Below are 26,928 nucleotides of genomic sequence, written 5' to 3' on the forward strand. Positions count from 1 at the left end.
GCGGCTGAACCGAAGGTTCAGCCGCCCCACTCAATCAGAGATTCAAAAATCTCCTTCTTTCATCTTACTTTTTATCTAACAACGGAAGATATTTTCCGTATCCTTTTGTTTCCATTTCCGCTTTTGGGATAAACTTCAGTGAAGCACTGTTGATACAGTAACGAAGCCCTCCTTTATCTGCAGGACCATCCGTAAAAACGTGTCCTAAATGAGCATCCCCGGTTTTACTTCTTACTTCCACTCTGGTCATTCCGTGCGTACGATCCAGCTTTTCGTCAATTAAATTCTTGGTAATCGGTTTTGAAAAACTTGGCCATCCACAACCGGACTCAAATTTATCCGTTGAAATGAATAACGGCTCACCAGTCGTAATATCAACATAAATTCCTTCACGGGTTTCATCCCAGTATTCATTCTGGAAAGGTCTTTCGGTACCGTTTTCCTGAGTGACATTATATTGTTCTGCTGTCAGTTTTTGTTTTAAAACCTTTTTATCCTGTTTTTGATATGAGGTTGCTTTGGGAGCTGCCGGAAGCGGGTTTGCTTTTTTGGCCATTTCAAACAAGCCCGGTTCGATATGACAGTACCCGCCTGGATTTTTATCCAGATAATCCTGATGATAATCTTCTGCTCTATAGAAGTTTTTCAACGGAATGGTTTCTACCAATATCGGCTTACTGTAGTTTTTTGCCAGTTTCTGTACTTCACCTTTCACCACTGCTTCATCGGTTTTATCTGTAAAATAAATTCCTGTTCTGTACTGATTTCCCCTATCATTTCCCTGTTGATCTTTAGTGGTAGGATCAATGGTTTTGAAATACAGATCGATCAGCAATTTCAGGTCAACCTGTTCAGGATCATATTTTACTTTTACAGTTTCTGCAAAGCCTGTGGTATGGCTTACCACCTCTTCATAAGTAGGATTTTGGGTATTTCCATTAGCGTACCCTACCTCAGTACCTACTACCCCACGAATCTGCTGAAAGAAATGCTCTGTTCCCCAGAAACATCCACCTGCAAAATAAATCTCTCTTGCGTTCTTATTGTCCATAATTTCCTGTTTTTCTTTTTTATTTTCGACTTCAGTGGGCTTTGTTTTTTTAAAAAGCCCGGATCCTGCAGCAAACACTGCGATACCCAGAATGATTCCGAGTACGATTAATATATTTTTCATATTTAGCTTTTTACTCATTATTTATTATTTTGAACGATCATCAATCCAAATCCTAAAAGCATAAGATCTTTCAGAATAAAGAAGTCTGTCACAGGCACTCCATCTACCACTTTCCAAATTCCAGGAGTCGTAAAAAGATAGCTCAATGTTACCAGAAACGTAACGATCATTCCTATTCCTGCATATTTTTTTAATACAGCAAATTTCGCACTAAATATCAGGAGTAAGGCAATGATAATTTCTATCACGCCGATAAGGTTTGACACTGCCTGAACACTCATTATCTTATATACGAAAAAAGTTAAGAAATGGTTTTCAACCAGAGGTTTTATCGCTGCTGCTTCTGTAGGGGTAAATTTGAAGATTCCGATCCAGAGTAAAATAAGGGCTGCCCCAAAAAGTGAAATGTAATATCCTGCTCCGGATAATTGATTGTGATTCGATTTCTGTACTGTTCCGACCATACTTTTAAATTTTTAAATGAATACTTCGTTGTTTTCAGAAGTATAGTCGGTGGCTTTTTAAAATCCTGACAGAAATTTTCTCAGAAATTTAATTTATCGATCATTTTATTTTTAAAATCCTGAATTTCAGACTCATTAATTTCTGTTTTCTTTTCTGAAAGTGTCTTTTCAAAAATAGAATCCAGCACTTTAAGCTTTTCATTATACATCTTACACCATTTGCAGATCATAATGTGCAGGCTAAGCTTTCGGTTCTCTTTGGGTGAAATAGAACGGGCATTCCGCTTTTCCATCAGCAGAGTGGCCTCGCTGCATGGCAGAAATAATATATGTAGAATTTTTCTTATCATTGTATATGTTATCCTTTTGAAAACCAGTTAAATTCCAGACATTCCCGAAGCTGCATCCGGGTTCTTTGAAGGATCTTCCATAGATTAGTCGTTGAAACATTCAATTCCTGACTTACTTCCGGTGCTTTTTTTTCTTCAATATAATACATTTTCAACAAAATTTTCCATCTGGCAGGCAATTCATCCATGCATTCTTCCAGCGTTTTATTAAAGTCTGCATTATCCAAAAGCTCATCCCCGGTGACTGATACATCCCAGTCTTTCAAAACATTATTACTTTTCCAGGATCCGGTCTCATCAAAAAAGTGATCAAGTCTGATATTCGGTTCGGATTTATATTTTTTTCGGTAAAAATCGGCAACTTTTCTGTTCAGAATAGCCATCAACCAGGTTAAGGGCTGACTTTTTCCTTCAAAAGAATCATAGGACGAGTAAGCTGCCAGAAAAACATCCTGAACAATATCCTCTGCATCTTCCTTATCCGAAAGCAAATACACTGCTTTTTTCAAAAGGGGACCGGAATATTGGTCTATCCAGCTTTTAAGGACTTCATTCTTCATCATCTTTATTTTTTATCCGGAAGAATTATAGTTCCAGTTTTAAATCATAATATCTCAGAATATTCATAGGTGAGCCATCTTCAGCAATAGCCGGTGCCACTTTCTTGTTCTTGTAATAGGCTTTCAGAGCACTTACCACACTCATATCAAAGAAAAAATCATTGGAGGACATATAAATCTGCTTTACAATAAGTTCTCCTTTGGTCGTAACATTATAAATGATGGTCATAGGCCTTGTCTTTGAAGAATCTGCATTATCTGAAATTCCGTTGGAGGATATTGCATTGGCCACATGCTTTTTCCCGCATTCATTGAGTTCATGCGGATTATCAGAAAATTTTTCACATCCAGGAAAAACAGTATACCGTTTCATCTGTTTATTGGCATCATAAACCTTGTATTTTTGGAAGATTCCAACATCTTTATTGTATTTGATATAGGAACCGTTAATTTTATCTATAGCCTGAGTATAGAAAAGATTCGACAGCTTTTCATCTTCCTTCACCTTGAGAACGACGTGGTCTTTTTCGAAATTCCTAAACTGAATCAAAAGTAACGAATCTGCTTTTAGAATTTTATTTTCAACGGGAGTTCCAGGTGATAATGCAGAAACCTTTCCAGTAGTCCTGCTTTCCTTTAATTTCCGCGCTTCATCCCCTATCGCCAGGATTTCCAAAATGGAGTTGACTGTCTTTTCCTGCTTTTTCAAACTGGTCTTTAATTCCGGATCTTTTATGGCATTGATTTCATTAAACATAAATGCTTTCTGGGCAAAGGAAAGGTTGAATATTACAATAAAAAATAAAATGAGTCTCATTAAACAGCTTTAAGAAATCAAATATATAAGAATCGCTAGTTTCAACAAAGTGTTTTTTTCTTTAAATTTGCATCTTATCAAAATTTGATATTTAAAAAAGCAAAAGCAATACTATGACATCACAAGAGATACGTCAAAAATTTTTAGATTATTTTAAAAGTAAGGAGCACTTGATCGTTCCTTCAGCTCCTATTGTGCTGAAAGACGACCCTACCCTTATGTTTTCCAACTCCGGAATGACACAGTTCAAGGATTTTTTCCTTGGCTACAAAACCCCTACCGCCCCTAGAATTGCCGATACTCAAAAGTGTCTGAGAGTTTCAGGGAAGCACAATGACCTGGATGATGTAGGTAGAGATACTTACCACCACACCATGTTTGAGATGTTAGGAAACTGGTCTTTCGGGGATTACTTCAAAAAAGAGGCTATTGCTTTTGCCTGGGAATTACTGACTGAAGTATACGGAATTCCAAAAGAAAATTTATACGTAACGATCTTCGAAGGAGATGCATCAGAAAATCTGGACAGAGATCAGGATGCTTATGATTTCTGGAAATCTCACATTTCACAAGACAGAATCATCAACGGAAATAAAAAAGATAACTTCTGGGAAATGGGTGAAAGCGGACCATGCGGACCGTGTTCAGAAATCCATATTGACCTGAGAACTCCTGAAGAAAAAGCAGCGGTTCCGGGAATTTCCCTTGTGAATCAGGACCACCCGCAGGTAGTGGAAGTATGGAACCTGGTTTTCATGGAGTTCAACAGAAAAGCAGATAAATCTCTGGAAAAACTTCCTGCTCAGCACGTAGATACGGGAATGGGCTTTGAGCGTCTTTGTATGGCGCTTCAGGGAAAATCTTCCAACTATGATACGGATGTTTTCACACCGCTTATTGCTAAAGTTGAAGAACTTTCAGGGAAGAAGTATACCGGAATTTTAGAAAACGAAAAAGATATTGCCATCCGTGTGGTGGTAGACCACATCAGAGCGGTTTCTTTTGCAATTGCAGACGGACAATTGCCTTCCAACGGAGGAGCCGGTTATGTGATCAGAAGAATTTTAAGAAGAGGAATTTCTTATTCTTACAGATTCCTGGATATGAAAGAACCTTTCCTTTACAAATTGGTTGCTGTACTGCAGGAACAAATGGGAGCTTTCTTCCCGGAACTTGAAAAGCAAGGAAAATTGGTGGCTGAAGTGATCAAAAGTGAAGAAGATTCATTCTTGAAAACAATTGAAAACGGCTTGATCAGAGTAGAAAAGCTGATCCAACAGACAATTGCAAACCACCAGAAAGTATTACCAAGCGAAGAAGTTTTTGAATTGTATGATACATATGGTTTCCCTGATGATTTAACAAGAATTATTGCTGAAGAAAAAGGCTTAACAATTGATGAAGACGGATTCAAAGCTGAAATGAAGAAACAGAAACTTCGTTCAAAAGCAGATTCTGCTCAAAAAGTATATGACTGGGTAAATCTTGAATCAAAGCCTGAAACATTTGTAGGCTACGACCAGATTGAGTCTGAAACGTATATTACAAGATACAGAAAGGTAGAAAACAAAGATGGTGAATTTTATCAGGTAGTCCTGAGCAGCTCTCCTTTCTACCCTGAAGGTGGTGGACAGGTTGGTGATAAAGGGGTATTGGAAAATGCAACCGAAAGCTTTGAGGTATTGGAAACCAAAAAAGAAAACGGATTGATCATTTCCCTTATCAACGGTCTTCCTAAAGATGCCGGAGCTCTTTTCTATGCTAAGGTAAACGCTTCGGAAAGAAAGAATTCTCAGGCCAACCACTCTGGGACTCACCTTCTGCACGAAGCTTTAAGAGAGGTTTTAGGAACTCACGTAGAACAGAAAGGTTCTTATGTAGGTCCTGATTATCTTCGTTTCGACTTCTCTCACTTCAATAAAATGACTGAAGAAGAATTAGCTTTAATTGAAGAAAAAGTCAATAATAAGATCAAAGAAAGCATTGCTTTACAGGAATTCAGAAGTATTCCTATCCAGGAAGCTTTGGATAAGGGAGCGATGGCTTTATTTGGTGAAAAATATGGTGACAATGTAAGAATGATCCAGTTTGGAAGTTCAAAAGAACTTTGTGGAGGAACTCACGTAAAGAACACCAGTGAAATCGGTCACTTTAAAATTACTTCTGAAGGTTCTGCAGCTGCAGGGATCAGAAGAATTGAGGCGATCTCAGGAGATAAATCTGAAGAATATTTCAAAAATCTTGAAAAACAGATCATCGAACTTTCTCAGTTGCTAAAGTCTAAAGATGTTGTAAGATCTATCGAAAAACTGATCGAAGAAAATGCATCATTAAAGTCTGAAGTAGATGCTTTGAAAAAAGAAAAAGCAAAAGGAGAAATCGGTGAATGGAAGAATGCCTATGAGCAGAAAGGCAATAAGCAGCTTTTGGTAAAGAAAACTTCTCTGGACGCAGGGTCTGTAAAAGACATCGTATTCCAATTGAAGAAAGATATCCCAACTTCTGTGACGATCATTCTTTCTGATGCGGACGGAAAACCTATGATTACTGTAGGAGTTTCTGACGATCTTGCAGCAGATTACCAGGCTGGAGCTATCGTAAAAGATCTTGCAAAAGAGATCCAAGGTGGTGGCGGTGGAAACCCTGGCTTTGCAACAGCTGGTGGTAAGAACCTTGACGGACTGGAAAATGCTTATCAGAAAGCATTGAATATTTAAGAATAGTATCACTATTATACATTTTAAAACAGGCTGTTTCATTTTTTGAGACAACCTGTTTTTCTTTTTATTTAACGCTAAGGTTCGCAAGAAATGTCTCATGCTATTCTAAACATTTCGTTCGCAAAGGCACTCTATTCAGCAAAAAAAGCAATGATTCAACAGCTGAGTGTAACGCCTTTGCGAACGAAAAAAAATAGATAAATAAAAACTTTTGCGCACTCTGCGTTATATTATGAATCTGTGAGCTTTTTTTTGCCACGGATCCACGATTTTTTTTTGTTTAACGCTAAGGTTCGCAAGAAATGTCTCATGCTATTCTAAATATTTCGTTCGCAAAGGCACTCTATTCAGCAAAAAACGCAATGATTTAATAGCTGAGTGTAACGCCTTTGCGAACGAAAAAAAATAGATAAATAAAAACTTTTGCGCACTCTGCGTTATATTATGAATCTGTGAGCATTTTTTTGCCACGGATCCATGAATTCTTTTTTGTTTAACGCTAAGGTTCGCAAGAAATGTCTCATGCTATTCTAAACATTTCGTTCGCAAAGGCACTCTATTCAGCAAAAAACGCAAGGATTCAATAGCTGAGTGTAACGCCTTTGCGAACGAAAAAAGATGAATAAAAACTTTTGCGCACTCTGCGTTATATTATGAATCTGTGAGCATTTTTTTTGCCACGGATCCACGAATTTATTTTTATCAATGGAAAATCGAGGGGTGTTGTATTTTATTTATATTCATTCTAATTATTGATCTTCGCTTAACAAATCAGCATTCAATCTTAAACTATTTGTTTCGTCCTCTTAAAATGTAATTCACAATAGAACTTTAGTTTTGTCTTAATCGAAATTCAAAAAAACAATTATGAAAATTAACAAAACTATTGGAGCTTTAGTCTTTGCAGCGCTGGCTTTTCAAAGCTGTAATGATGACAATAACGGGGATACGAGTACCCCTGTGAATGACAAAATCAAAATTGAAAACTTTTCCAAGGAATCCGCTTTTGTCTATGGAATGCCTGGTTTTGAAAATTTAAATATTACCACATTAATCTCCAGTTCCGATGTTCTTCCGGGCTCTCCTGATTTCGTTTTCGGAGGCCAGCCGGACGGGATGGGAATCATGAAGGATCCTAATTCTGACGGCTATCTGATGATTACCAACCATGAAATCAAGCAATCCGTATCAAGAGTATATCTGGACAAGACCTTCAAACCTTTCAAAGGAGAATATATCCTGAATGGAAAAGGAGGATTCACAAGATTATGTTCTGCCACTCTTGCCACTCCTGAGACTCATGGTTTCAGCGCATTTCTTACAGCAGGTGAATCAGGTGAAGAAAGTATGGTTCATGCTTTAAGCCCATTGGCACCTACTTCCCAGGCAGCAGATAAAACCAGAGTAAAGCCGGCATTGGGAAAAGCTTCTATGGAAAATGCTGTTCCGCTTCCTAAAGACGTTTCTAATGGTAAATCCTATATTATCATCGGTGAAGATCAGTCTTATTCTACGTCTCATCAATCTGCAGGACAGCTGATCATGTATGTAGCCGATACGCAAGGTGATCTGGATAACGGGAAATTATATGCATTGAAGAGAACCAACAACAATTATACGGAAACGGATATGACAAAAGGAAGCAGCTATGACGTAGAGTTTGTTGAGATTCCTAACGCTAAAAACCTTACCGGAGCACAGATCAACCAGAAAAACATCGATAATAATGCCATCCGTTTCTCAAGAGTGGAAGATGTAGACTACAGAAAAGGAGCTGGAAAAGGAAGAGAAATCTACTTTACAGCAACCGGAGAATCTTCTGACGGAATCAATCCTAAACCGGGATTAACGATGTGGGGAAGAGTGTACAAGCTTGTTTTAAATACCAATAATATGCTAACCGGGAAACTGGAAGTAGTCGCTGAAGGTGATTCTAATCCTGGTAACAACCTGATCAATCCTGATAACCTTTGCGTTACTGAAAACTTTGTTTACATTCAGGAAGACGGCGACTCTTACTATAAAGCAGCGAAGCATGATTCTTACATCTGGCAGCTGAATATCGCAACGAAACAATACAAGCCATGGCTGAATATGCAGCACAACAGAAATAATGCAGCATGGCAGACTGCTTATAACCAGTCCGGAGATCTTCAGAAATTCGGTTCATGGGAATTTGGAGCAATGGTTGATATTTCTGACATCATTGGTGTTCCTAATACATTTGCTGTGAATATCCATTCTCACACATGGCAGTTGGATAAATTTTTAAATCCTGACGGTTCCGGCATCAACACCAATAAAGAAGGTGGACAGACTGTCATCATCAGAAACGTAGAAAAATAGTTTTAATCATTCAATAAACCTCCAAAGTATCAATAGAAAAATTTCTGTTGATACTTTTTCATACTTATGAAGAAGCTTTCAAAATACCCAATCCTTTTATTTCTATACTCAGCGGCGGCACTTTTTATTCTCTCCTACTGCAAAGGAGAAAAACAACAACCCATAAGTGAAGATCTGGGCTCGGTAAAAAAAGAAATCCTGAAAACAAATTCCGAATTTGAAAAACAGATTGGTGAACTCACCCGTCTTGTTTCCAATAATGCAGAAGAAAAGGTGATTCAGCAGAAATTTGAAGCGCTTCGCAAAACCTATAAAGGAATGGAATGGGCCATAGAATATTTCCTCCCTTATTCTGCCAGATTTATCAACGGTCCTGCCCTGCCTGAAATTGAAATGGACGAACATACTGAAATAGAACCCGAAGGCCTGCAAGTCCTTGAAGAAATGCTGTATCCTTATGACAAAGCCAATAAAGATGAAGTCATCAGATTTCTTACAAAGCTTAGCAGCAAGTCTAATGCGATCAGTGTCAATTTTCAGGCGATTACCATTGACAAAAGCCAGACCTTTGATGCCCTGCGACAGGAAGTTTTCAGAATCTCAAGTTTAGGGATTTCAGGATTTGATACGCCTGTTTCCGGAACGTTTTTAAAGGAAATACCTTATTCGTTGGAAGGAATCAGGCAGACTTTACAGCAAATTGCTACAGATAAGTCTAAAGATAAAGTATTAAAAAGTATTAATACTCAAATTGATACGATCATCAGCATTCTGAAAAAGAATACAGATAAAAACACATTTGATTATGCAGGTTTCATCCCTGATCATCTGAATCCTCTGGCTTCTTTAATGCTGGATTTTCAAGAACAGGAAAAAATTGGAAATGTGGACGTCACGACTGCTCTGAATAAAAATGCAGCCACTTTTTATTCGAAAAATGCGTTTAATCCTGATGCATTCAGCCCTGGAAAACAGTATGCTTATTCTGAGGAGAAAGCAGCTCTCGGGAAAAAGCTCTTCAATGATAAAATTCTTTCAAATCATAATAACAGAAGCTGTGCCACCTGTCATATCGCTGAAAAAGCATTTACTGATGGTCTTCCTCAATCGATGTCGCTTGGTAATACAGCACTTTCAAGGAATGCACCATCTCTTAATTATGCAGGGCTTCAGCATGGTCAATTTTGGGATATGAGAAAAGATGATCTGGAAGGACAGAGTTCTGATGTCATTTCCAATAAGGACGAAATGCATGGCGATCTTCATACCATTTTGTCGAAAATCAACCAGGACAAAAATTATCTTTCAGAATTTAAAAAGATTTATAAAACCTCCCAAACTGAAACGTGGCAGCTTCAGAATGTACTGGCAAGCTACATCCGTTCTCTGGCGAAATTCAATTCTGATTTTGATGATTATATGAGAGGAAACAAATCTGCCATGACCAAAAATCAGCAAGAAGGTTTTAATCTTTTTGTAGGGAAAGCCCAGTGTGCCATCTGTCATTTTCTTCCTCTGTTCAACGGAACAGTACCCCCAACTTTCAAAAAAACGGAACAGGAAGTACTTGGAGTAGCTATCAATGGAGAGAATAAGGTTTTTGATCAGGATCCCGGCAGAGGAAAGTTCCACGAAACGGTTGCTACCCTGCAGCATTCTTTTAAAACTCCTACGCTCAGAAACATCAGCAAAACGGCTCCTTATATGCATAACGGAGGTTACAGAACGCTGAAAGAGGTGATGAATTTCTATAACAAAGGCGGTGGTAAAAGTTTTGGATTTAAAGTTGAAAATCAAACGCTTTCAGATAGTCCGCTACAGCTCAGTGATGCGGAAATAGACGCTATTATTGAATTTATGAAAGCTTTGGATGACCGATAAACCTGAGAATCAGACTGGCATTGATTGACTTCATCAGATTCCGGGATTTTGAATCATTAAAAATTATCCATTGAAAGATTAGATCAAATCAATGTTAACCTCTCTTAAAAACTTTTCTAAGAGAATAAATATTATTAATTTTGACCTTGTTTTTTTACATGAAAAGGGGTTTACTGTTATTATTTTTTCTGATGTTCTTTTTGGGGTATTCGCAATCAAAAATAAAGGTTGTGGATGACACCAGCCAAAAGCCTGTCTCCAATGCAAAAATATCATGTAATAACAAAGTTCTTGGTTATACTGATGAACAGGGCACCCTGGAATTTAAAACAGATTGCAGAAGCATCAGTATTGATGCCGATTCTTATCAGAAAGAGACTGCCGCTGTAGAAAGCAGTATGGAAGTTTCCCTGCTCAAAAAGAGTTCGAAAACAACCGCTATCGAAGCAGTAGTCATTGAAGATAAAAGTGATCCCAGAGCTTTAGAAATTCTGAAAAAAGTAAACAAACTCTTCAACGAGAACTCTCCGAAAAGTTTAAAATCCTACTCTTATAAGTCTTATGAAAAAATATCTCTGGATATTGATGAAGACAGCATTTCTCAATTCCAGGAATATTTTAATGACCTGAATGTTTTCAAGAAGAAGAGAGAAAAGGATTCACTGAATAACATCAATGCGAGAAAGATATTTTCAAAAAGCAAACTCTTCCTTTGGGAAAGAGCACAGGAATTCTTGTACTCAAAAAAATATGGGGAAAAGATCAATATTCTTGACAATAGGATTTCAGGACTGAAACAGCCTATCTATGAAATGATCGCCCTTCAGCAGAGTAACAGAGATGTTGTTCCAGAGCAGGTGAAACCGGAAAACAGAGGGCTTTACAAGTTCTTTCTGTCAGATACCATTGAAATTGACGGAAGGAAAAATTTTGTGATCAGATTCCGTGAAGTGAATTATAAAAATCCGGACCGAAAAAGAAAGTACAACGGAGCGATCTATGTAGATACGGAAACCTACGGAATAAAAAAGATCGAGAATATCAGTAAAAACAAAAATGACGGGATCATCACCAGTACCTGGGTGTTTTATAACAACAAATGGTTTCTTGCCCACGAAAAAGCAAAGCTTAAAATGGGTAAAATGGCTATGGATGACAAAGACCGTTTCAATAAAAAGGACAAGAAAAGTTTTGGAACGTATGCTTTCCTGACCTCCAGATATTTTGATTTTGAATCTCCTATCGACGAGAATCCGAAAGACTTTAAAGGATACACCTTCTCTGTAAAGAGCATTGACGGGCATTCTCTGGACAAATACAGAACTGATCCTTTAACCAGCAGAGAGCAGAATACCTATAAAACCATCGACAGTTTAGGAAAACAGTATAAAATAGACAGTAAAGCTCAGATATTATCCGGATTACTGAATGGGCAAATCAGGGTAGGTTCTGTAGATTTTGCTGTAGATGAAGTGGTGAATTACAACTCTTATGAAGGTTTCAGATTGGGATTAAAGGCCAAGATCAATGAGAACTTCAATCCTTACTTTTCACCGGATTATTATTTTGCCTATGGGGTAAAAGACAGAGCGTGGAAATATGGTATGGGGATCGATGTGAAAACCACTCTGGAGAAAAACTCAATTTTCAGATTTGAATTTTACGATGATGTAACGGCTTCGGGAGAGTTTAACCGAAAGCTCTGGAATTTCAAAATGAGAATGATGAACTTCGGGAATAACCTGAACAATGATAAATATTTCCACTTCAAAGGAGCTTCATTATCTTATCTGAATGATGTAACGAACGGCCTTACCCTGGCTTTAGCCGTAAGAAGAAATATAGAAGGAGCAGAATTTGATTATCAGTTCAGAGACCGTGGAACTTCCTACAAAAACTTCAACACATTATTTACCTTAAAATACTCTCCGAATTCTACCAATATCATGACTCCGCAGGGAAAATCTCTGATCGATCAGAAGTATCCTGAGCTCTATTTCAACTATGAGCAGAGTTACAGGCTACTGGGTGGAGACTTCAATTACTCCCGTTTTGATGCACTTTTTGTTCATAATTTCAAAACACCGATCGGGACTACCGGTTTCAGACTCTACGGAGGAGTGGTTCTGGGAGAAGCGCCGATCTGGAAAAACTTTACGATGAACGGACTGGCTTCCCCGGGGAAAGATTTCAACTTCAACCTTACCTCTTATCTTGGGTTTGCCACTCTTGAAGGGGGTAAATATTATAATGACAAATTTGTAGCCTATTATTTCACCCACAAACTTCCTTGGTATTTCAAAAGCTTTGGTCACAATGTTTCCAGCTTTGATTTTGTATTAAGAGGAACCATCGGAGATATGAAACACAGAGAATACCATCAGTTTAAGTTCAGAAAGCTAGACCACCTGTATCAGGAAGTAGGTCTGGAATGGAACAATTTTCTTTCCAGCTATTTTAATCTTGGGGTTTTCTACAGAGTTGGGTATTACGCTACGCCTCATTTCAAAGAAAATTTTGCCATTCAGTTTAAGCTGAAGTTTTTGGAATTTTAAGATTCCGGGAAATGCAAAATCTGTAATTTTGAAATATTTTTCAAAAGCATTCAACGACACTATATAAAAAAGAACATGCAGAAAATCGAAATCAAAGCAGAACAGTTTTTTGAATTATTAAAATTAAAAGACACGCCGATGTGGGAAATTTTCTCCCAGATGATCGATGGAAATGAAAAGGAGATTATCTTTTTAGACAATGAAGACAAGATCCTTTTTAATTATATTTTACCTTCTAATCAGGAAAAACTGGAAGAAGACAGAAAAGAGTTTTCTAAACAATTCTCTGATAAACTTGCTAATATGAACTAAAAAGACAGATGAATAAAAACTATATTCTTTCACTGCTGGGCCTGTTTCTGTTCAGTATCGGAAATGCTCAAAGCTATAAAAAACCGTTGGTTTCTGCCATTAAAGAAGCTGACCTCAGAAAAGACATGTACGAACTTGCCGCCGATCAGTTCTGGGGACGGGAAGCGGGAACACTGGACGAGTTAAAAGTATCGATGTGGCTGGCTGATAAAGCTAAAGAAGCCGGAATGAAACCTGCAGGAGACAATGGTACATTCTTCCAGTTTTTTGATATGTACAGACATCAGATTATCCCACAAAGCAGCTTGAAAATAGGAGATCAGAATCTTAAATTATGGAAAGACTTCCTTGTTGCTGAACCCGTAAATGCATCTTTGGATGCTGAAATCGTGTACGCCGGAAATGCTGAACCTGAAGATCTTTCTAAACTGAACATCAAAGGTAAAGTGCTTGCTGTAAACGCTTCCGATAAGAATATTTCGAAAGATATGACCCTTTTCGTAAGAAGATACCCCGGGTTTGTCCGCACCAAATATTATAATAAAGCTTCCGAACTGGGTGCTAAAGCTATTATTTTCATTACCGATGATATTTCTGAGCAAAGCTGGGTAGAAGTACTTCCTCAAATGACAAGAGGCAGCTATGGTGTGGAAGGTTTAAGAGAAAAAATCACCAATAATCTTCCTGTATTGTGGATCAAAAGAGAAAATGCCGGCTGGGTAAAAAATAACCCTAAAGTAGCATTGAACCTGATCACGGAAACGTATAAATACCCTTCTGTAAACATCATCGGAAAAATAGAAGGAACTGATCCGGTTCTTAAGAATGAATATGTATTACTGAGTGGTCACCAGGATCACGACGGAATCAGACATCCGGTAAAAAATGACACCATCTACAACGGAGCCGATGATAATGCCAGTACCTGTGTAGCCATGCTGGCCATGGCAAGAGCCTATAAAAAGCAGCCTGGGAAAAGAAGTATTTTATTTGTATTTCACGGGGCTGAAGAAAGAGGATTATTGGGTTCCAGATGGCATGCAGCTCACCCTGTCGTTCCGAAAGAGAAAATTGTAGCCGTACTGAATGGCGACATGATCGGAAGAAACGACAACAATGAGGCGGCTTTATTGGGGGGAAATGCACCTCATAAAAATTCGGATGACCTTGTAAAAATGGCCGAAGAAGCCAATAACGAAAGTACAAAGTTTAAATATCTGAAAGACTGGGATTCTCCCAACCACGCTGAATATTTCTACTTCAGAAGTGATCACCTTCCCTATGCCAAAATCGGGATTCCTGCTGTATTCTTTACCAGTGTCCTGCATGATCAGTACCATACACCACAGGATGAATCTGAGAACATCAACTATAAAAAGCTATATAAAATGACTGAATGGATGTACAGAACATCCTGGAAAGTTGCGAACGAAACGGAACGCCCGAAAGTGCTCCCGAATTTTTCGCTTGAAAGATAAAAACAAAAAAGCTTCACAGATTGTGAAGCTTTTTTCATCATTGGGTTTTAGAATCTGTGTTTAATACGAAATAATTGAATAGGGATTGGCTATTAAGAATGGTCTTATTTAAAGATATTCTTCTTCATTATTCTTAACAACCTAATGATGCTGAATGGTTCAGATAAGCAGGTTCATCAGCGACGGATCATTGTTCAGATAGTTGACAAAAAAATCATATTCTTTCATTTTACTGATCAATGGGGAAAAGTCTTTGTTTTGCTTTAAAGCGATTCCTACTACAGCAATTCCTTTTTCTTTTGAATTTTTCTGAGTGTACTCAAAATATGTGATGTCGTCATCAGGCCCCAACACATCCATTACAAAAGTTTTCAATGCTCCGGGACGCTGAGGAAACCTGACCAGAAAATAATGCTTCAGGCCGGCATACAATAATGCCTTTTCTTTGATTTCCTCCATCCTGGTGATGTCGTTATTGCTTCCGCTGATAATGCATACTACATTTTTACCTTTTATCTCTTCCCTATACTTTTCCAGGGCTGCTACAGAAAGTGCTCCTGCAGGCTCTACAACAATTGCGTCTTTATTATATAATGAAAGAATAGTCTCACATACCAGCCCCTCATCTACCGTTACCATATCAGACAGCACTTCTTTACAAAGCTCAAAAGTGACTGCGCCTACCTGCTGCACAGCTGCACCATCTACAAACCTGCTTATTTTTTCAAGAAGTACGGGCTCTCCTTTTTCCAGTGCCTTTTTCATACTTGCAGCGGCTGAAGGTTCTACCCCAATAATCCGGGTTTGTGGTGACAGCTCCCGAAAAACGGTACACACCCCTGCAGCCAGTCCTCCACCCCCAATGGGTACGAAAAGATAATCTATAGGTTCCTCCGTCTGTTCCAGAATTTCCATTCCTACGGTCGCCTGACCCTCAATAATCGCCGGATCATCGAACGGGTGAATAAACACTCCGTTATTTTCTCTGCAAAATTTCACGGCAGCATCTTTCGCTTCATCGAAAGTATCCCCATACAGTACTACTTCAATAAAACTGCCGCCGAACATCCTTACCTGTTCCAGTTTTTGTCCGGGAGTAGGCAGCGGCATGAAAATCGTTCCTTTCACTTTCATTCTGTTGCATGCAAACGCGACTCCCTGAGCATGGTTTCCTGCACTGGCACAAACAACTCCTTTCGCAAGGCTTTCAGGGGTCATAGTGGCCATTTTGTTATAAGCTCCTCTGATCTTATAAGATCTTACCTGCTGAAGGTCTTCTCTTTTAAAGCTTATGTTTGCTCCATAAATAGCAGAAAGATTATTATTGCTGGCTAAAGGGGTTCTGATCACTACATTTTTAAGCCTTTCCTCCGCCTTGCAGACATTCTCCAGAACGGAGGAGCTTACTTCTTCTTTCATCATTTTTTTTCAGATTGATTAATTATTCTCCGGTCTGAGGCTTCGTACGGTTTTTCCGGCTTTCCACATTTCACTTTCTCTTAGCTCAGTAAGCTCAGCTTCCAGTTTTTCTCTGTAATCCGGCTTGCTGTTACTGTCGATGGATCTTTGGGCTTCGTTACCTTTCGCCACATTGTCATACAATTCTTCAAATAAAGGCGAAGTAGCATCTCTGAAACGCTTCCACCAATCCAATGCTCCACGCTGAGCAGTGGTACTGCAGTTCGCGTACATCCAGTCCATTCCGTTTTCCGCAACTAACGGCATCAGGGATTGGGTAAGTTCTTCCACAGTTTCATTAAAAGCTTCTGAAGGGCTGTGCCCATTTTTTCTTAAAACATCATATTGTGCGGCAAAAATTCCCTGTACAGCTCCCATCAGTGTTCCTCTTTCCCCGGCAAGGTCACTGTATACTTCTTTTTTAAAGTCTGTTTCAAACAGATAACCACTTCCAATTGCAATTCCCAGCGCTGTTACTCTTTCTCTTGCTTTTCCTGTAGCATCCTGATATACCGCAAAACTGCTGTTCAATCCTCTGTCCTGCAGGAACATTCTTCTTAATGAAGTTCCGGATCCTTTGGGTGCTACCAGAAATACATCTACGTCGGCAGGAGGAACAATTCCTGTACGCTCATTGAAAGTAATCCCGAAACCATGTGAAAAATATAATGCCTTCCCTGGGGTAAGATGTTGTTTTACTTTAGGCCAGTATTCGATTTGTGCGGCATCACTCAGAAGGTAGCAGATAATGGTCCCTTTTTCCAGTGCTTCTTCAATCTCAAATAAAGTTTCTCCCGGTACAAATCCGTCTGCCACTGCTTTATCCCATGATTTTGAGTTTTTTCTCTGCCCTACAATCACATTGATTCCGTTATCCTTCTGATTAAGTGCCTGGCCAGGTCCCTGTACTCCATAGCCGATAACAGCTACTACCTCATCTTTTAATACTTCCTGAGCCTTTTTTAGGGGGAACTCTTCTCTTGTTACTACGTTTTCTTCAACTCCTCCAAAATTCAATTTTGCCATTTTTTTTGATTTTATTTATTATTTTTTTGATGTAATGTATGTTTAGCTGGCATATTCCATTGCCGTAAAATGTGGATTCTTGTGATAATGTACTTCCAGCACATCTACCTGTTTTTCCATTTGTCTTGTGATTTTTTGTACTGATTCTTCTGTTTCCCGAATAACGATGACAAACTTTTTTACGCATTCGGTCTCAGAAGGTCCTACATTAAAGGTGACCATCGAAATTCTCCTTCTTGAAAAAATGGCGTTGATCCGGCTGATCAGGCCTAAATAATCTTCTGTATACGCTGTAATGGTATATTCTTTATGTTCTGTTCTCATTTTTGTCTCTTTTAAAAATTTATTTATCATTCAGTACGATCTCTGAAACACTTTTCCCCTGTGGAATCATAGGAAATACATTATGCTCTTTTCCCGTCATCACTTCAAGAAGGAAAGCTCCTTTATGATCAAGCATTCTGCGCAGAGCAGTTTTCAATTCTTCTCTTTGGGTCACTTTGAAGCCTTCTATACCATAACCTTTGGCCACTTGTACAAAATCCGGACTCTGAATATCTACAGACGAATATCTTTCCTCATGAAATAACTCCTGCCACTGCCTTACCATCCCCAGATAGCTGTTGTTGAGAATTAAAATTTTAACATCAGGGCGATACTGCATAATGGTTCCCAATTCCTGTATATTCATCTGTACTCCCCCATCTCCCATTATCGCAATGACCGGACGATTCTTTTCTCCATAGGCTGCTCCGATAGCTGCAGGAAGGCAAAATCCCATCGTTCCCAATCCGCCGCTTGTCACATTCGTCCGTGAATATCTGAAACTCGAATATCTGCAGGTAACCATCTGATGTTGTCCTACATCGGTAACAATCACTGCATTCCCATCCGTCATTTCATTAAGACATCTGATCACTTCCCCCATTGTGATTTCTCCTTCCAGAGGGTATAATTCTTTACGGATCAGTGTACTGTCCTCAATTTCAAAACAGTATTTAAACTTCTGATGCCATTCGGTATGGTCTCTTTTTTTGATCAAAGCAGTAAGAAGCGGTAAGGTTTCTTTACAGTTTCCCAGTACAGGTACGTCTGCTTTTACATTCTTATCAATCTCCGCATTATCAATATCCAGATGAATGATTTTGGCCTGCTTCGCATACTGATCCAGTCTTCCTGTCACCCTATCATCAAAGCGCATTCCCACTGCCATGAGTACATCACACTCATTGGTCAGTACATTGGGACCGTAATTTCCGTGCATCCCTACCATGCCGACTGCCTGAGGATGATCTGTAGGGACAGCGCCCATACCCAGAACAGTCCACGCTACCGGAATTCCTGATTTTTCAGCAAATTCCAGAAATTCTTTTTCCGCTTTCCCCAGCATAATACCTTGTCCGGCAATCACAAAAGGTTTTTCCGCCTGATTGATCAGATCTGCTGCTTTTTCGATGTTTTCTATCCTGGGAACGGGATCCGGTTTATAGCTTCTCAAGGAGTGACATGGAGAATAGCCTTTAAATAAGACATGCTGCAACTGGGCATTTTTAGTAACATCAATCAATACAGGACCGGGTCTGCCAGATCTGGCAATATAAAAAGCCTTCGCCAGTACTTCCGGAAGCTCATTGGCATTGGCCACCTGGTAGTTCCATTTGGTAACAGGACTTGTAATATTCATCACATCGATTTCCTGAAAAGCATCCGTCCCTAGAAGGTGTTCGAAAACCTGTCCTGTAATGCATACCAAGGGGGTATTATCCAATAAAGCATCCGCTAAACCGGTGACGAGATTGGTGGCTCCCGGGCCACTTGTTGCCAGTACCACTCCGACTTCCCCTGATACCCTCGCCAGTCCCTGAGCCGCATGTACGGCAGCCTGCTCATGGCGGACCAGAATGTGCTCCAGTTTTCCCTTGTAGTCGTAAAGGGCATCATAAATAGGAATAATGGCTCCCCCCGGATACCCGAATACTGTTTTTACCCCTTCCTGAAGAAAGGCTTCCAGTATGATCCGGCTTCCGCTAAGTTCTCTTTCGATAGATCTGTTTAAATGCTCCATGATATTGTGATTATGAGATTTCATCCGTTACACAGCCTTCAGCAGCTGATGACACGGTTAATGCATATTTATAGAGTAATCCTTTCTGTACTTTAAGGGAAGGTTTTTGCCATCCCTGTTTTCTTTTTTCAATTTCCTGTTCTGATACTTTGAGCTGTATGGTATTGTTTACCGCATCTATTTCAATGAGATCGTCATTTTCCACAAAGGCAATCAAGCCTCCTTCATAGGCTTCCGGAGTAATGTGCCCCACCACAAAGCCGTGGGTTCCGCCACTGAATCTTCCATCAGTGATCAGGGCAACACTGCTTCCCAATCCTGCTCCGATCAGAGCGCTCGTTGGTTTCAGCATTTCAGGCATACCGGGTGCTCCTTTAGGACCTTCGTTTCTAATGACGATGACGTCTCCATGCCGAACCGTTCCATCCTGAATTCCTCTGATCAGGTTTTTCTCACCATCAAATACTCTTGCTTTGCCTACAAAGCGCTCTCCTTCTTTTCCGGTGATCTTGGCCACACTTCCTTTTTCCGCAAGATTACCATACAATATTCTCAGGTGGCCGGTTGCTTTTACCGGTTCCGAGAGAGACCGTATGATCTTTTGTTTATCGAAATCAAGATCGGGAACATGTTCCAGATTTTCAGCCAGTGTTTTTCCCGTGACAGTCAGACAGTCTCCATGCAATAATCCCTGATTTAAAAGATATTTCATTACCGCCGGTATTCCTCCGTGCTCATGCAGATCCTGCATCAAATATTTTCCGCTTGGTTTAAGGTCTGCCAAAACCGGAGTACAGTCACTCATTTTCTGAAAATCATCCTGATTCAGTGGTACACCAACGCTTTTGGCCATTGCTATAAAATGCAGTACGGCATTGGTACTGCCTCCAAGAATCACGATCATACGCAAGGCGTTCTCAAAAGCTTTACGCGTCATGATGTCCGATGGTCTGATGTCTTTTTCCAGCAATATTTTCAGATATTTTCCCGCTTCATGGCATTCATCCTGTTTTTCTTTGCTTAAAGCAGGATTTGAAGAGGAGTATGGAAGGCTCATTCCCAATGCTTCTATTGCTGAAGCCATAGTATTGGCTGTATACATTCCGCCACAGGCTCCTGCACCGGGACAGGAATTTTTGATCACCCCATTAAAATCTTCTTCGGAGATTTCTCCGGCAATCTTCTTCCCTAATGCTTCAAAAGCTGAAACAATATTGAGCTGTTCTCCTTTATAGCATCCCGGAGCAATGGTTCCGCCATATACCATGATAGAAGGTCTGTTCAGTCTTCCCATCGCGATAATGGTTCCAGGCATATTTTTATCACAACCCGGTAAAGCGATAATCCCGTCGTAATACTGTGCCCCGCAGATGGCTTCAATACTGTCTGCAATCACATCACGGCTTACCAGTGAATAGCGCATCCCATCTGTACCGTTGCTCATCCCGTCACTTACTCCTATGGTATTAAATATCAGCCCAACCAGTCCATAATCCCATGTTCCTTTCTTCACCATTTTAGCAAGATCGTTGAGGTGCATATTGCAGGTATTTCCGTCATACCCCATACTTGCAATACCGATCTGTGCCTTGTGCATATCTTCTTCTGTAAAACCTATCCCGTACAACATGGCTTTTGCGGCGGGCTGTTCGCTATTCTGCGTGAATGTTTTTGAATATTTATTTAGCATATTTATTCTGCTTTTTCTGTTCTTTTCATCTTTTTATGATGAAGTTTTTATTTAATTCCGGTCCAAAACTACAGCTTGTTATATTTTTTTCATTTTCCTTTTTTAAGAAAACTACAATACTCAACCGTTTAAAAAACAAACGTATCTTACTGATAATTAAATTTTTAAATTCTGAAAATTTACAATGACAGAACTCTTACCCTTTTTAAATAGGCCTGTTGTACACGAGCACTTGCTGTGTCCGTCCAGTTTTTTGTAAAAGGAACATCATCAAGTGAATCCAGAGCTACGATTTCTGCAGCTGTACCACAGAAAAATCCGGCATCTGCACCGCGCATTTCTTCCGGTTTAAAAAATGTTTCTTTTACGGGAATATCGAGTTCACTACAGATCTCCAAAACGGTCTGTCTTGTAATTCCCGGAAGGATACTTCCTTTAGCAGGCGTAAACAGCATTCCGTCTTTTTCATAGAATACATTGGCTCCGGAACTTTCGGCAACGTTTCCGTTTTCATCCAATACAAGGGCTTCGTCATACCCTTTGTCTTTGGCATCCTGACAGGCCAAAATGGAGTTGACGTAATGTCCTCCTACTTTCGCTTCCACTTTGAAGGCTTTAGGGTTCGGACGTTGGAAGTCTGAGGTCATGATCTTCATTTTATCTGCCAGGTATCCGTTACTCCACTCCCAGGCTAGTAGAGAGAGGTAGGATTTTTTTCCTTTTGAAAGGGACATATTGGGTGAACATGTAACTAATGGACGGATATAAGCATCTGTGAAACCGTTTTTTTCTAAAAGCTCATAGGTAAGTGCCGTAAGCTCTTCTACGGAATAATCGAAAGGAATATGCATCAGTTCTGCTGATCTTTTCAGTCTTTCATAATGTTCTTCTGCTTTAAAAATCCTTGTTCCATGGTCTGTGCTGTAGGATTTAATACCTTCAAAAACAGAGTATCCATAGTGAAGTGATTGTCCGTAAAGATCGGTTCCTGCCTCGCTGGCTTTCATAAAGTTTCCGTCGAAATAGATAACGGTGTCGTCGTTGTAATACATGCTATAGGGGTTTAAAATTGAATAAAAGGAATAAAAAAAGCCCTCTCACGCTGTGAGAGGGCTCAATATATGTACAGTCATACACGTTCCTTCTCACAGACGTAAGGGAATAATAATGACGATAATAATTACTGCTAATAACTGATACATATGCTGTACAAATAAAAAAATTAAAACAAAAAAAAGCCGCTTCAAATATGAAACGGCCGTATATAATTTAAATTAAAAATCTATTTTTAAAATGCCGTTTCCTTACTGTTGTAAATGACAACAGCTGCAATAGAAATGACAATAATATTTTTCTGATTCGTAAAATTCATGTTGCAAATGTATAAACTTTTTAATTACTCACAAGTTTTTTTAACACTTTTTATTTTTTCTGCAAAAAATAAGTAAGTGTTTCCTTTGCTTCAGCAACATCGTGAACTCTTAAAATTTTGGCTCCCTGTTCCAAAACTTTCAGGTGGAGTTTTTGGGTTTCTTCATTAATATCCAGTGGTGATTTTCCGAGAGGTTTGTAGATGAATGATTTTCTGGAAATCCCTATCAGTAAAGGTAATCTTCCCCAACCCAAATATTCGGTTTCACTGATCATTTTCATCTGGTCTTCCACTGTTTTTCCAAAGCCGAAACCGGGGTCCAGAATGATGTCATTTACTCCTTTTTCCAGGAGTGTATTTACCTTCTCAGAAAAATACCGGTTTACCTCCAATGTGATGTCTTCAAACCTGATTTTTTCATGCATCGTTTCGTAAGACGGATTGACGTGCATCAGAATGTAAGGAAGCTTTGTTTCTGCCGCAGTATCAAACATTTTTTCGTCATACTGTCCGCCTGAAATATCGTTGATAATGTCAATTCCTTCATCATATCCAAATCTCACGGTATCAGCATAAAAAGTGTCCAGGGAGATCAAGGCTTCCGGGAACTCTTTTTTGATCTGAGAGATCATATTTCCGATTCTGCTGATCTCTTCCTCACTGCTTAGAAATTCTGCATTGGGGCGCGTAGACTGTGGGCCAATATCGATAATTTCTGCTCCGTCTTTCAACAGTTTCTCAGTCTGTTCCAAAGCTGCCTTTTTATTGTTAAATTTCCCGCCGTCAGAAAAAGAATCCGGAGTAAGATTGAGAATTCCCATGATCTTTGGAGTGTCCAGCAATATCAGTCTTCCGTTGCAATTGATGGAATAGGTTTGGGAGTGAGAGGGTTGGAGAGTCGGAGAGTTTGAGAGCATGTGAGAGGGGGATTGATAAATGATGAATGATTTTTTGATTATTGCAAAATTAAGAATTTGTGAGATGTATTTAGGGAAAAATTGAGATAGAAATAGATGGAGATAACAGATAGCAGATAACAGACATCAGATAGCAGACAACAGATAATAGATAATAGATAATAGATAATAGACGAAGAGATGAGAGACTTGAGAGACTTGAGATATTGTCCTCAATCAGCAAGTTTCCTCTTTGCTCCCTTCTCTCTTTCAGTCTCCTTTCCTCTTCAGCTTCCTTTTGCCCTTCCTCCCTTTAGCAATTTCGCCCTCTCGGCTTTCTTCGCCTTCTCAACCTCCTTCCCCTTCTAAAATTTCAAACCGAATTCGTATATTTGGAAGATTAAGAAAATTTATGCTAAAAACATCAGTACAATTCGAGAAAGTTATCAGTCAGTGTCGTGATCTTTTCGGTAAAAAACTACAGGATTACGGTGCAGCATGGAGGGTTTTAAGACCGAGTTCCATTACGGATCAGATCTACATCAAGGTCAACAGAATCCGCACGCTGCAGATGACCGATATAAAAATGGTGGATGAGAGTGAGGAAGACGAATTCATCGCAATTGTCAACTACTCTATCATTGGACTTATTCAGCTTGAAAAAGGACTTTCCAATGATTTCAACGAAAATAAGGAAGAAATTATAGGTCTGTATGACAAATATGCCGGTGAAGCGAAAGCTTTAATGGAAAGAAAAAATCATGATTATGGTGAGGCATGGAGAGATATGAGAATTTCTTCGATCACTGATCTTATTTATCAAAAGGTACTGAGAACTAAACAAATTGAAGACAACCAGGGTAAAACCATCGTTTCTGAAGGGCTTGATGCCAACTATTTCGATATGCTGAACTATGCTGTTTTCTGTCTGATTAAATTCTCTGAAAAAAATAATCAATTCGAACCCAAAACTATTTAATATGATCAAAGGTTTATTACGCTTTATTATTGCTGTCATTTTTATCCTTTCGGGCTTTGTAAAAGCTGTGGATCTGGTAGGATTTTCTTTCAAAATGGAAGAATATTTCTCACCTGCTGTTTTCAATATGCCGTTTTTTGAAAAATTTGCGCTGCTGTTTTCCATTATTGTAGTGGTGCTTGAGCTTTTCCTCGGATTTATGTTATTGTTGAAATTAAAGCTGAAATTTACCTTATCATCATTAATAGCTCTTTGTGTATTCTTCGGATTCCTTACTTTTTATTCTGCTTACTTCAATGTGGTAACGGATTGCGGATGCTTCGGTGATGCGATCAAATTTACGCCTTGGCAGAGTTTCTTTAAAGATGTAGCCCTTCTGGCGGGTCTTATTCTACTGTTTGTATTATACAGAAAAGAATTCCGTAAAAAGGATGAGTATGGAGTAACCAGAAAAGAGCCATCTAATAAGTTTAAATATATTCTTTTAGGTATTTTTTCTCTGATTATGATTTACATTATGGCTCAAGGCATTATGCATGAACCTATGATTGATTTCCGTGATTATAAGATCGGAACAGACATCAAAGGAGAAAAGGCTAAGATCAGTAAAAATCCTTCTGAATATAAAACGTTCTACTCTCTGAAAAATCAGAAAACCGGAGAAGTATTAAGAGTCAATCAGGATGATTATATCAAAGAAACCAAATACTGGGCAGAAGGCTCACCATGGAAGATTGAGGAGGGAAAAAATGAATCTGTCCTTGTAAAGGAAGGTTATAAATCTGAGATCGTAAAATTTAAAATAGAAGATCCTTCAGGAATGGAACTTACAGAGGAAATCATCACGGCACCAAAAGCTGTTCTGGTTTTTTCTTATCATCCCAAAGAGGTTTCTGCTGACCTTCTTCAAAAGGTAGAGGCCAAAGTGAATGCTCAGAAAGGAGCCCTTATCTATGGTATTTCTACAGAGCCAAGGACTTTTAAAACCATCAAAAATGCCATGATGGATGGTACAGCAATCAAAACGATTGCCCGCAGCAATCCGTTTGTCCTGATCCTTGAAAATGGAAAAATCATAGACAAACAGCCTGCAAAGGACTATGTAAAATAAATCTGAATCGCCAGTTTTACCTTGCTGGTGAATGATGAATTTCAAAAAAACTTAAAGATTAAAATCTGGAGGTAGTATAACTTTAAACACTAAACTTAATTATAAAACTTATGCAAAAATCAAATAAATCAATAGCAGGTTACCATTTATTAATGATCCTTTCTTCTGTAGACGGAGAGTTTGCTCCTGAAGAAGGAATGCTTGTACAGCAATACCTGGCTGATGAATTTCCGTTCAGAATGAATCTTGACAATGAATTGGAAACACTTGCGCTTTTACAGCCTGAGGAATGGAAAGATCACTTCGAATTCCACGCAAGATGCTTCCATGATGATTCTACAGAAGATGAACGTGTAAAGTTTGCTCAGTTTGCCAAGTCCCTGATTAAAGCCGATAATAAGGTAACTGAAGAGGAACATACCTTCTATGTTCTGCTGAAAAACTTATGGGGATTATCATAAACATTGATTTAAAGAAAAAACCATGAAAAAATTATTTGTGTTATCTCTGTTGGCTATAGCAACGGGATTAACAGCTCAAAAGAAGGAATATGATCCCAAAGTAATGGGATGTTATAAAGGATCAGAAGTCAATCAACAGATGGAAGGAGTCTCAAAATATTGGGTATCATGCAGACTGGAGAAAGGCAAAAGTATCTTGATGTTTGTAGCCATCAATCAGGATGGTAATGTGGTACAGGAAACGGAAAACGGCAGCTGGTGGACTAAAGACGGAAAATACTATGAACTTCACAACACAGATAAGGTGACCGATATTTATAATTATGAGGTCCTGCCTAATGGTGATGTTAAGTTTCAATCTATCGAAATGATGGGTAAAAAAGACAATACCTATTCTTTCATTGATACAAAAATAAACGAAGATTAAATAAAAAATAATTATGAGAAGAAAGATAGTTGCAGGCAACTGGAAAATGAACAAAAATGTAATTGATGCACAACAATTGATGATTCAGTTACTAAGCTATAAAAACAACAATACTACCAACTGTGAGGTATGGATCGCTCCTCCTTCTTTGTATCTGATGATGGCAAAAGACATCTTTGAAAAGGATGAAATCGGCGTGTTTTCTCAGGATATGAGCGAGCATGAAAGTGGCGCTTACACAGGGGAAATCTCTGCAGATATGCTGGAATCTATTGAAGCAAACGGATCTTTGATCGGTCACTCTGAAAGAAGACAATACCACGGAGAAACTGATGCTCAATGCAACAAAAAGATCAAATTGGCTTTGGACAAAGGGCTTACTCCTATCTATTGTAATGGGGAAACGCTTGAGCAGAGAAAGGCAGGTCAGCACTTTGACGTAGTAAAGAACCAGACTGAAGAGGCTCTTTTCACACTTTCTGCTGAAGAAATTAAAAAAGTAGTGATTGCTTATGAACCGGTTTGGGCTATCGGAACGGGAGAAACGGCAACACCAGAGCAGGCTCAGGAAATCCATGCTCACATCAGAAGTATCATCGCTGCGAAATACGGGCAGGAAGTAGCTGACGAAATCTCTATCCTTTACGGAGGTTCTGTAAAGCCGGATAATGCTAAAGAAATTTTCTCTCAGCCTGATATTGACGGAGGTCTTATCGGAGGAGCGGCGTTAAAGCTTGAGGATTTCTCTAAAATTGTTGAGGGATTTAATTCCTGAATATTTCCAAA

General features: G+C 39.0%; 23 protein-coding genes. 11 read left to right on the plus strand and 12 right to left on the minus strand.

From position 1 onward, the window contains the following. Positions 1 to 64 precede the first annotated feature (64 nt). The 5 genes from msrB to AC106K_RS02460 all read right to left on the minus strand — a co-directional run bounded on the left by msrB (position 65) and on the right by AC106K_RS02460 (position 3,365). The gene (gene msrB, locus AC106K_RS02440) at positions 65 to 1,174 is read right to left on the minus strand and encodes a peptide-methionine (R)-S-oxide reductase MsrB (protein WP_482443258.1); all 1,110 of its coding nucleotides are present in this window, start codon (positions 1,172 to 1,174) and stop codon (positions 65 to 67) included. A gap of 17 nt (positions 1,175 to 1,191) precedes the next feature. After that, entirely contained in the window at positions 1,192 to 1,638 is a 447-nt protein-coding gene (locus AC106K_RS02445) for a DUF417 family protein (RefSeq protein ID WP_482443259.1), read from the minus strand. 80 nt (positions 1,639 to 1,718) lie between these two features. Continuing rightward, a complete protein-coding gene (locus AC106K_RS02450; protein ID WP_482443260.1) occupies positions 1,719 to 1,988 on the minus strand; it encodes a hypothetical protein in 270 nt (89 codons plus the stop codon). 8 nt (positions 1,989 to 1,996) lie between these two features. Next, a complete protein-coding gene (locus AC106K_RS02455; protein WP_482443261.1) occupies positions 1,997 to 2,551 on the minus strand; it encodes an RNA polymerase sigma factor in 555 nt (184 codons plus the stop codon). 22 nt (positions 2,552 to 2,573) lie between these two features. Then, complete coding sequence (locus tag AC106K_RS02460) at positions 2,574 to 3,365, minus strand: hypothetical protein (protein WP_482443262.1); 792 nt, start codon at positions 3,363 to 3,365, stop codon at positions 2,574 to 2,576. 113 nt (positions 3,366 to 3,478) lie between these two features. Between AC106K_RS02460 and alaS the strand changes: the two genes are divergently transcribed. The 6 genes from alaS (at position 3,479) to AC106K_RS02490 (ending at position 14,657) form a co-directional block, all read left to right on the plus strand. Continuing rightward, positions 3,479 to 6,082 (plus strand): alanine--tRNA ligase, encoded by a 2,604-nt coding sequence (gene alaS / locus AC106K_RS02465; RefSeq protein WP_482443263.1) that lies wholly within the window; start codon positions 3,479 to 3,481, stop codon positions 6,080 to 6,082. Positions 6,083 to 6,952: 870 nt separating this feature from the next. Continuing rightward, complete coding sequence (locus AC106K_RS02470; RefSeq protein WP_482443264.1) at positions 6,953 to 8,431, plus strand: alkaline phosphatase PhoX; 1,479 nt, start codon at positions 6,953 to 6,955, stop codon at positions 8,429 to 8,431. Between the two features lie 66 nt (positions 8,432 to 8,497). After that, positions 8,498 to 10,312 carry a cytochrome-c peroxidase gene (locus tag AC106K_RS02475; RefSeq protein WP_482443265.1) on the plus strand — a complete coding sequence of 605 codons (1,815 nt, stop codon included), beginning with the start codon at positions 8,498 to 8,500 and terminating at the stop codon, positions 10,310 to 10,312. A gap of 230 nt (positions 10,313 to 10,542) precedes the next feature. Then, positions 10,543 to 12,867, plus strand: a complete 2,325-nt coding sequence (locus AC106K_RS02480) for a hypothetical protein (protein ID WP_482443266.1) — start codon at positions 10,543 to 10,545, stop codon at positions 12,865 to 12,867. Between the two features lie 75 nt (positions 12,868 to 12,942). Beyond that, positions 12,943 to 13,179 (plus strand): hypothetical protein, encoded by a 237-nt coding sequence (locus tag AC106K_RS02485; RefSeq protein WP_312299881.1) that lies wholly within the window; start codon positions 12,943 to 12,945, stop codon positions 13,177 to 13,179. Positions 13,180 to 13,187: 8 nt separating this feature from the next. Further along, complete coding sequence (locus AC106K_RS02490; protein ID WP_482443267.1) at positions 13,188 to 14,657, plus strand: M20/M25/M40 family metallo-hydrolase; 1,470 nt, start codon at positions 13,188 to 13,190, stop codon at positions 14,655 to 14,657. A gap of 159 nt (positions 14,658 to 14,816) precedes the next feature. Here AC106K_RS02490 and ilvA read toward each other — a convergent pair whose 3' ends face one another. The 7 genes from ilvA to folP all read right to left on the minus strand — a co-directional run bounded on the left by ilvA (position 14,817) and on the right by folP (position 23,185). Continuing rightward, a complete protein-coding gene (gene ilvA, locus AC106K_RS02495) occupies positions 14,817 to 16,079 on the minus strand; it encodes a threonine ammonia-lyase IlvA (RefSeq protein ID WP_482443268.1) in 1,263 nt (420 codons plus the stop codon). 15 nt (positions 16,080 to 16,094) lie between these two features. Continuing rightward, positions 16,095 to 17,141 carry a ketol-acid reductoisomerase gene (gene ilvC / locus AC106K_RS02500; protein ID WP_482443269.1) on the minus strand — a complete coding sequence of 349 codons (1,047 nt, stop codon included), beginning with the start codon at positions 17,139 to 17,141 and terminating at the stop codon, positions 16,095 to 16,097. Positions 17,142 to 17,183: 42 nt separating this feature from the next. Next, entirely contained in the window at positions 17,184 to 17,465 is a 282-nt protein-coding gene (locus tag AC106K_RS02505; RefSeq protein ID WP_482443270.1) for an ACT domain-containing protein, read from the minus strand. 19 nt (positions 17,466 to 17,484) lie between these two features. Then, complete coding sequence (ilvB, locus tag AC106K_RS02510; RefSeq protein ID WP_482443271.1) at positions 17,485 to 19,206, minus strand: biosynthetic-type acetolactate synthase large subunit; 1,722 nt, start codon at positions 19,204 to 19,206, stop codon at positions 17,485 to 17,487. Between the two features lie 10 nt (positions 19,207 to 19,216). Further along, the gene (gene ilvD / locus AC106K_RS02515) at positions 19,217 to 20,896 is read right to left on the minus strand and encodes a dihydroxy-acid dehydratase (protein WP_482443272.1); all 1,680 of its coding nucleotides are present in this window, start codon (positions 20,894 to 20,896) and stop codon (positions 19,217 to 19,219) included. A 179-nt stretch (positions 20,897 to 21,075) separates the two neighbouring features. Further along, a complete protein-coding gene (locus tag AC106K_RS02520) occupies positions 21,076 to 21,948 on the minus strand; it encodes an aminotransferase class IV (protein ID WP_482443273.1) in 873 nt (290 codons plus the stop codon). Positions 21,949 to 22,318: 370 nt separating this feature from the next. Then, positions 22,319 to 23,185: a dihydropteroate synthase gene (folP, locus tag AC106K_RS02525; RefSeq protein ID WP_482443274.1), complete on the minus strand. Its 867-nt coding sequence runs from the start codon at positions 23,183 to 23,185 to the stop codon at positions 22,319 to 22,321. Positions 23,186 to 23,576: 391 nt separating this feature from the next. Here folP and AC106K_RS02530 point away from each other — a divergent pair, with 391 nt between their 5' ends. The 5 genes from AC106K_RS02530 (at position 23,577) to tpiA (ending at position 26,917) form a co-directional block, all read left to right on the plus strand. Beyond that, a complete protein-coding gene (locus AC106K_RS02530) occupies positions 23,577 to 24,143 on the plus strand; it encodes a DUF1599 domain-containing protein (RefSeq protein ID WP_047096948.1) in 567 nt (188 codons plus the stop codon). Position 24,144: 1 nt separating this feature from the next. Continuing rightward, entirely contained in the window at positions 24,145 to 25,254 is a 1,110-nt protein-coding gene (locus AC106K_RS02535) for a BT_3928 family protein (RefSeq protein ID WP_482443275.1), read from the plus strand. A gap of 110 nt (positions 25,255 to 25,364) precedes the next feature. Further along, complete coding sequence (locus AC106K_RS02540; RefSeq protein ID WP_482443276.1) at positions 25,365 to 25,715, plus strand: TerB family tellurite resistance protein; 351 nt, start codon at positions 25,365 to 25,367, stop codon at positions 25,713 to 25,715. Positions 25,716 to 25,737: 22 nt separating this feature from the next. Continuing rightward, positions 25,738 to 26,142 (plus strand): hypothetical protein, encoded by a 405-nt coding sequence (locus tag AC106K_RS02545; RefSeq protein WP_482443277.1) that lies wholly within the window; start codon positions 25,738 to 25,740, stop codon positions 26,140 to 26,142. 13 nt (positions 26,143 to 26,155) lie between these two features. Continuing rightward, positions 26,156 to 26,917 (plus strand): triose-phosphate isomerase, encoded by a 762-nt coding sequence (tpiA, locus tag AC106K_RS02550; RefSeq protein ID WP_482443278.1) that lies wholly within the window; start codon positions 26,156 to 26,158, stop codon positions 26,915 to 26,917. The last annotated feature ends 11 nt before the right edge of the window (positions 26,918 to 26,928 follow it).

It is taken from the genome of Chryseobacterium sp. FR048 (assembly GCF_056844665.1).

Excerpts from the sequence above, each read along its gene's own strand:
- AC106K_RS02475 (WP_482443265.1), top strand. The coding sequence starts at position 8,498 with ATGAAGAAGCTTTCAAAATACCCAATCCTTTTATTTCTATACTCAGCG.
- AC106K_RS02520 (WP_482443273.1), bottom strand. The coding sequence starts at position 21,948 with ATGTATTACAACGACGACACCGTTATCTATTTCGACGGAAACTTTATG.
- AC106K_RS02455 (WP_482443261.1), bottom strand. The coding sequence starts at position 2,551 with ATGATGAAGAATGAAGTCCTTAAAAGCTGGATAGACCAATATTCCGGT.
- AC106K_RS02460 (WP_482443262.1), bottom strand. The coding sequence starts at position 3,365 with ATGAGACTCATTTTATTTTTTATTGTAATATTCAACCTTTCCTTTGCC.
- AC106K_RS02535 (WP_482443275.1), top strand. The coding sequence starts at position 24,145 with ATGATCAAAGGTTTATTACGCTTTATTATTGCTGTCATTTTTATCCTT.
- ilvB (WP_482443271.1), bottom strand. The coding sequence starts at position 19,206 with ATGGAGCATTTAAACAGATCTATCGAAAGAGAACTTAGCGGAAGCCGG.
- ilvC (WP_482443269.1), bottom strand. The coding sequence starts at position 17,141 with ATGGCAAAATTGAATTTTGGAGGAGTTGAAGAAAACGTAGTAACAAGA.
- AC106K_RS02490 (WP_482443267.1), top strand. The coding sequence starts at position 13,188 with ATGAATAAAAACTATATTCTTTCACTGCTGGGCCTGTTTCTGTTCAGT.
- AC106K_RS02530 (WP_047096948.1), top strand. The coding sequence starts at position 23,577 with ATGCTAAAAACATCAGTACAATTCGAGAAAGTTATCAGTCAGTGTCGT.
- folP (WP_482443274.1), bottom strand. The coding sequence starts at position 23,185 with ATGCTCTCAAACTCTCCGACTCTCCAACCCTCTCACTCCCAAACCTAT.
- ilvA (WP_482443268.1), bottom strand. The coding sequence starts at position 16,079 with ATGATGAAAGAAGAAGTAAGCTCCTCCGTTCTGGAGAATGTCTGCAAG.
- AC106K_RS02450 (WP_482443260.1), bottom strand. The coding sequence starts at position 1,988 with ATGATAAGAAAAATTCTACATATATTATTTCTGCCATGCAGCGAGGCC.
- AC106K_RS02545 (WP_482443277.1), top strand. The coding sequence starts at position 25,738 with ATGAAAAAATTATTTGTGTTATCTCTGTTGGCTATAGCAACGGGATTA.
- AC106K_RS02505 (WP_482443270.1), bottom strand. The coding sequence starts at position 17,465 with ATGAGAACAGAACATAAAGAATATACCATTACAGCGTATACAGAAGAT.
- AC106K_RS02540 (WP_482443276.1), top strand. The coding sequence starts at position 25,365 with ATGCAAAAATCAAATAAATCAATAGCAGGTTACCATTTATTAATGATC.
- AC106K_RS02485 (WP_312299881.1), top strand. The coding sequence starts at position 12,943 with ATGCAGAAAATCGAAATCAAAGCAGAACAGTTTTTTGAATTATTAAAA.
- alaS (WP_482443263.1), top strand. The coding sequence starts at position 3,479 with ATGACATCACAAGAGATACGTCAAAAATTTTTAGATTATTTTAAAAGT.
- AC106K_RS02470 (WP_482443264.1), top strand. The coding sequence starts at position 6,953 with ATGAAAATTAACAAAACTATTGGAGCTTTAGTCTTTGCAGCGCTGGCT.
- ilvD (WP_482443272.1), bottom strand. The coding sequence starts at position 20,896 with ATGCTAAATAAATATTCAAAAACATTCACGCAGAATAGCGAACAGCCC.
- msrB (WP_482443258.1), bottom strand. The coding sequence starts at position 1,174 with ATGAAAAATATATTAATCGTACTCGGAATCATTCTGGGTATCGCAGTG.
- AC106K_RS02445 (WP_482443259.1), bottom strand. The coding sequence starts at position 1,638 with ATGGTCGGAACAGTACAGAAATCGAATCACAATCAATTATCCGGAGCA.
- tpiA (WP_482443278.1), top strand. The coding sequence starts at position 26,156 with ATGAGAAGAAAGATAGTTGCAGGCAACTGGAAAATGAACAAAAATGTA.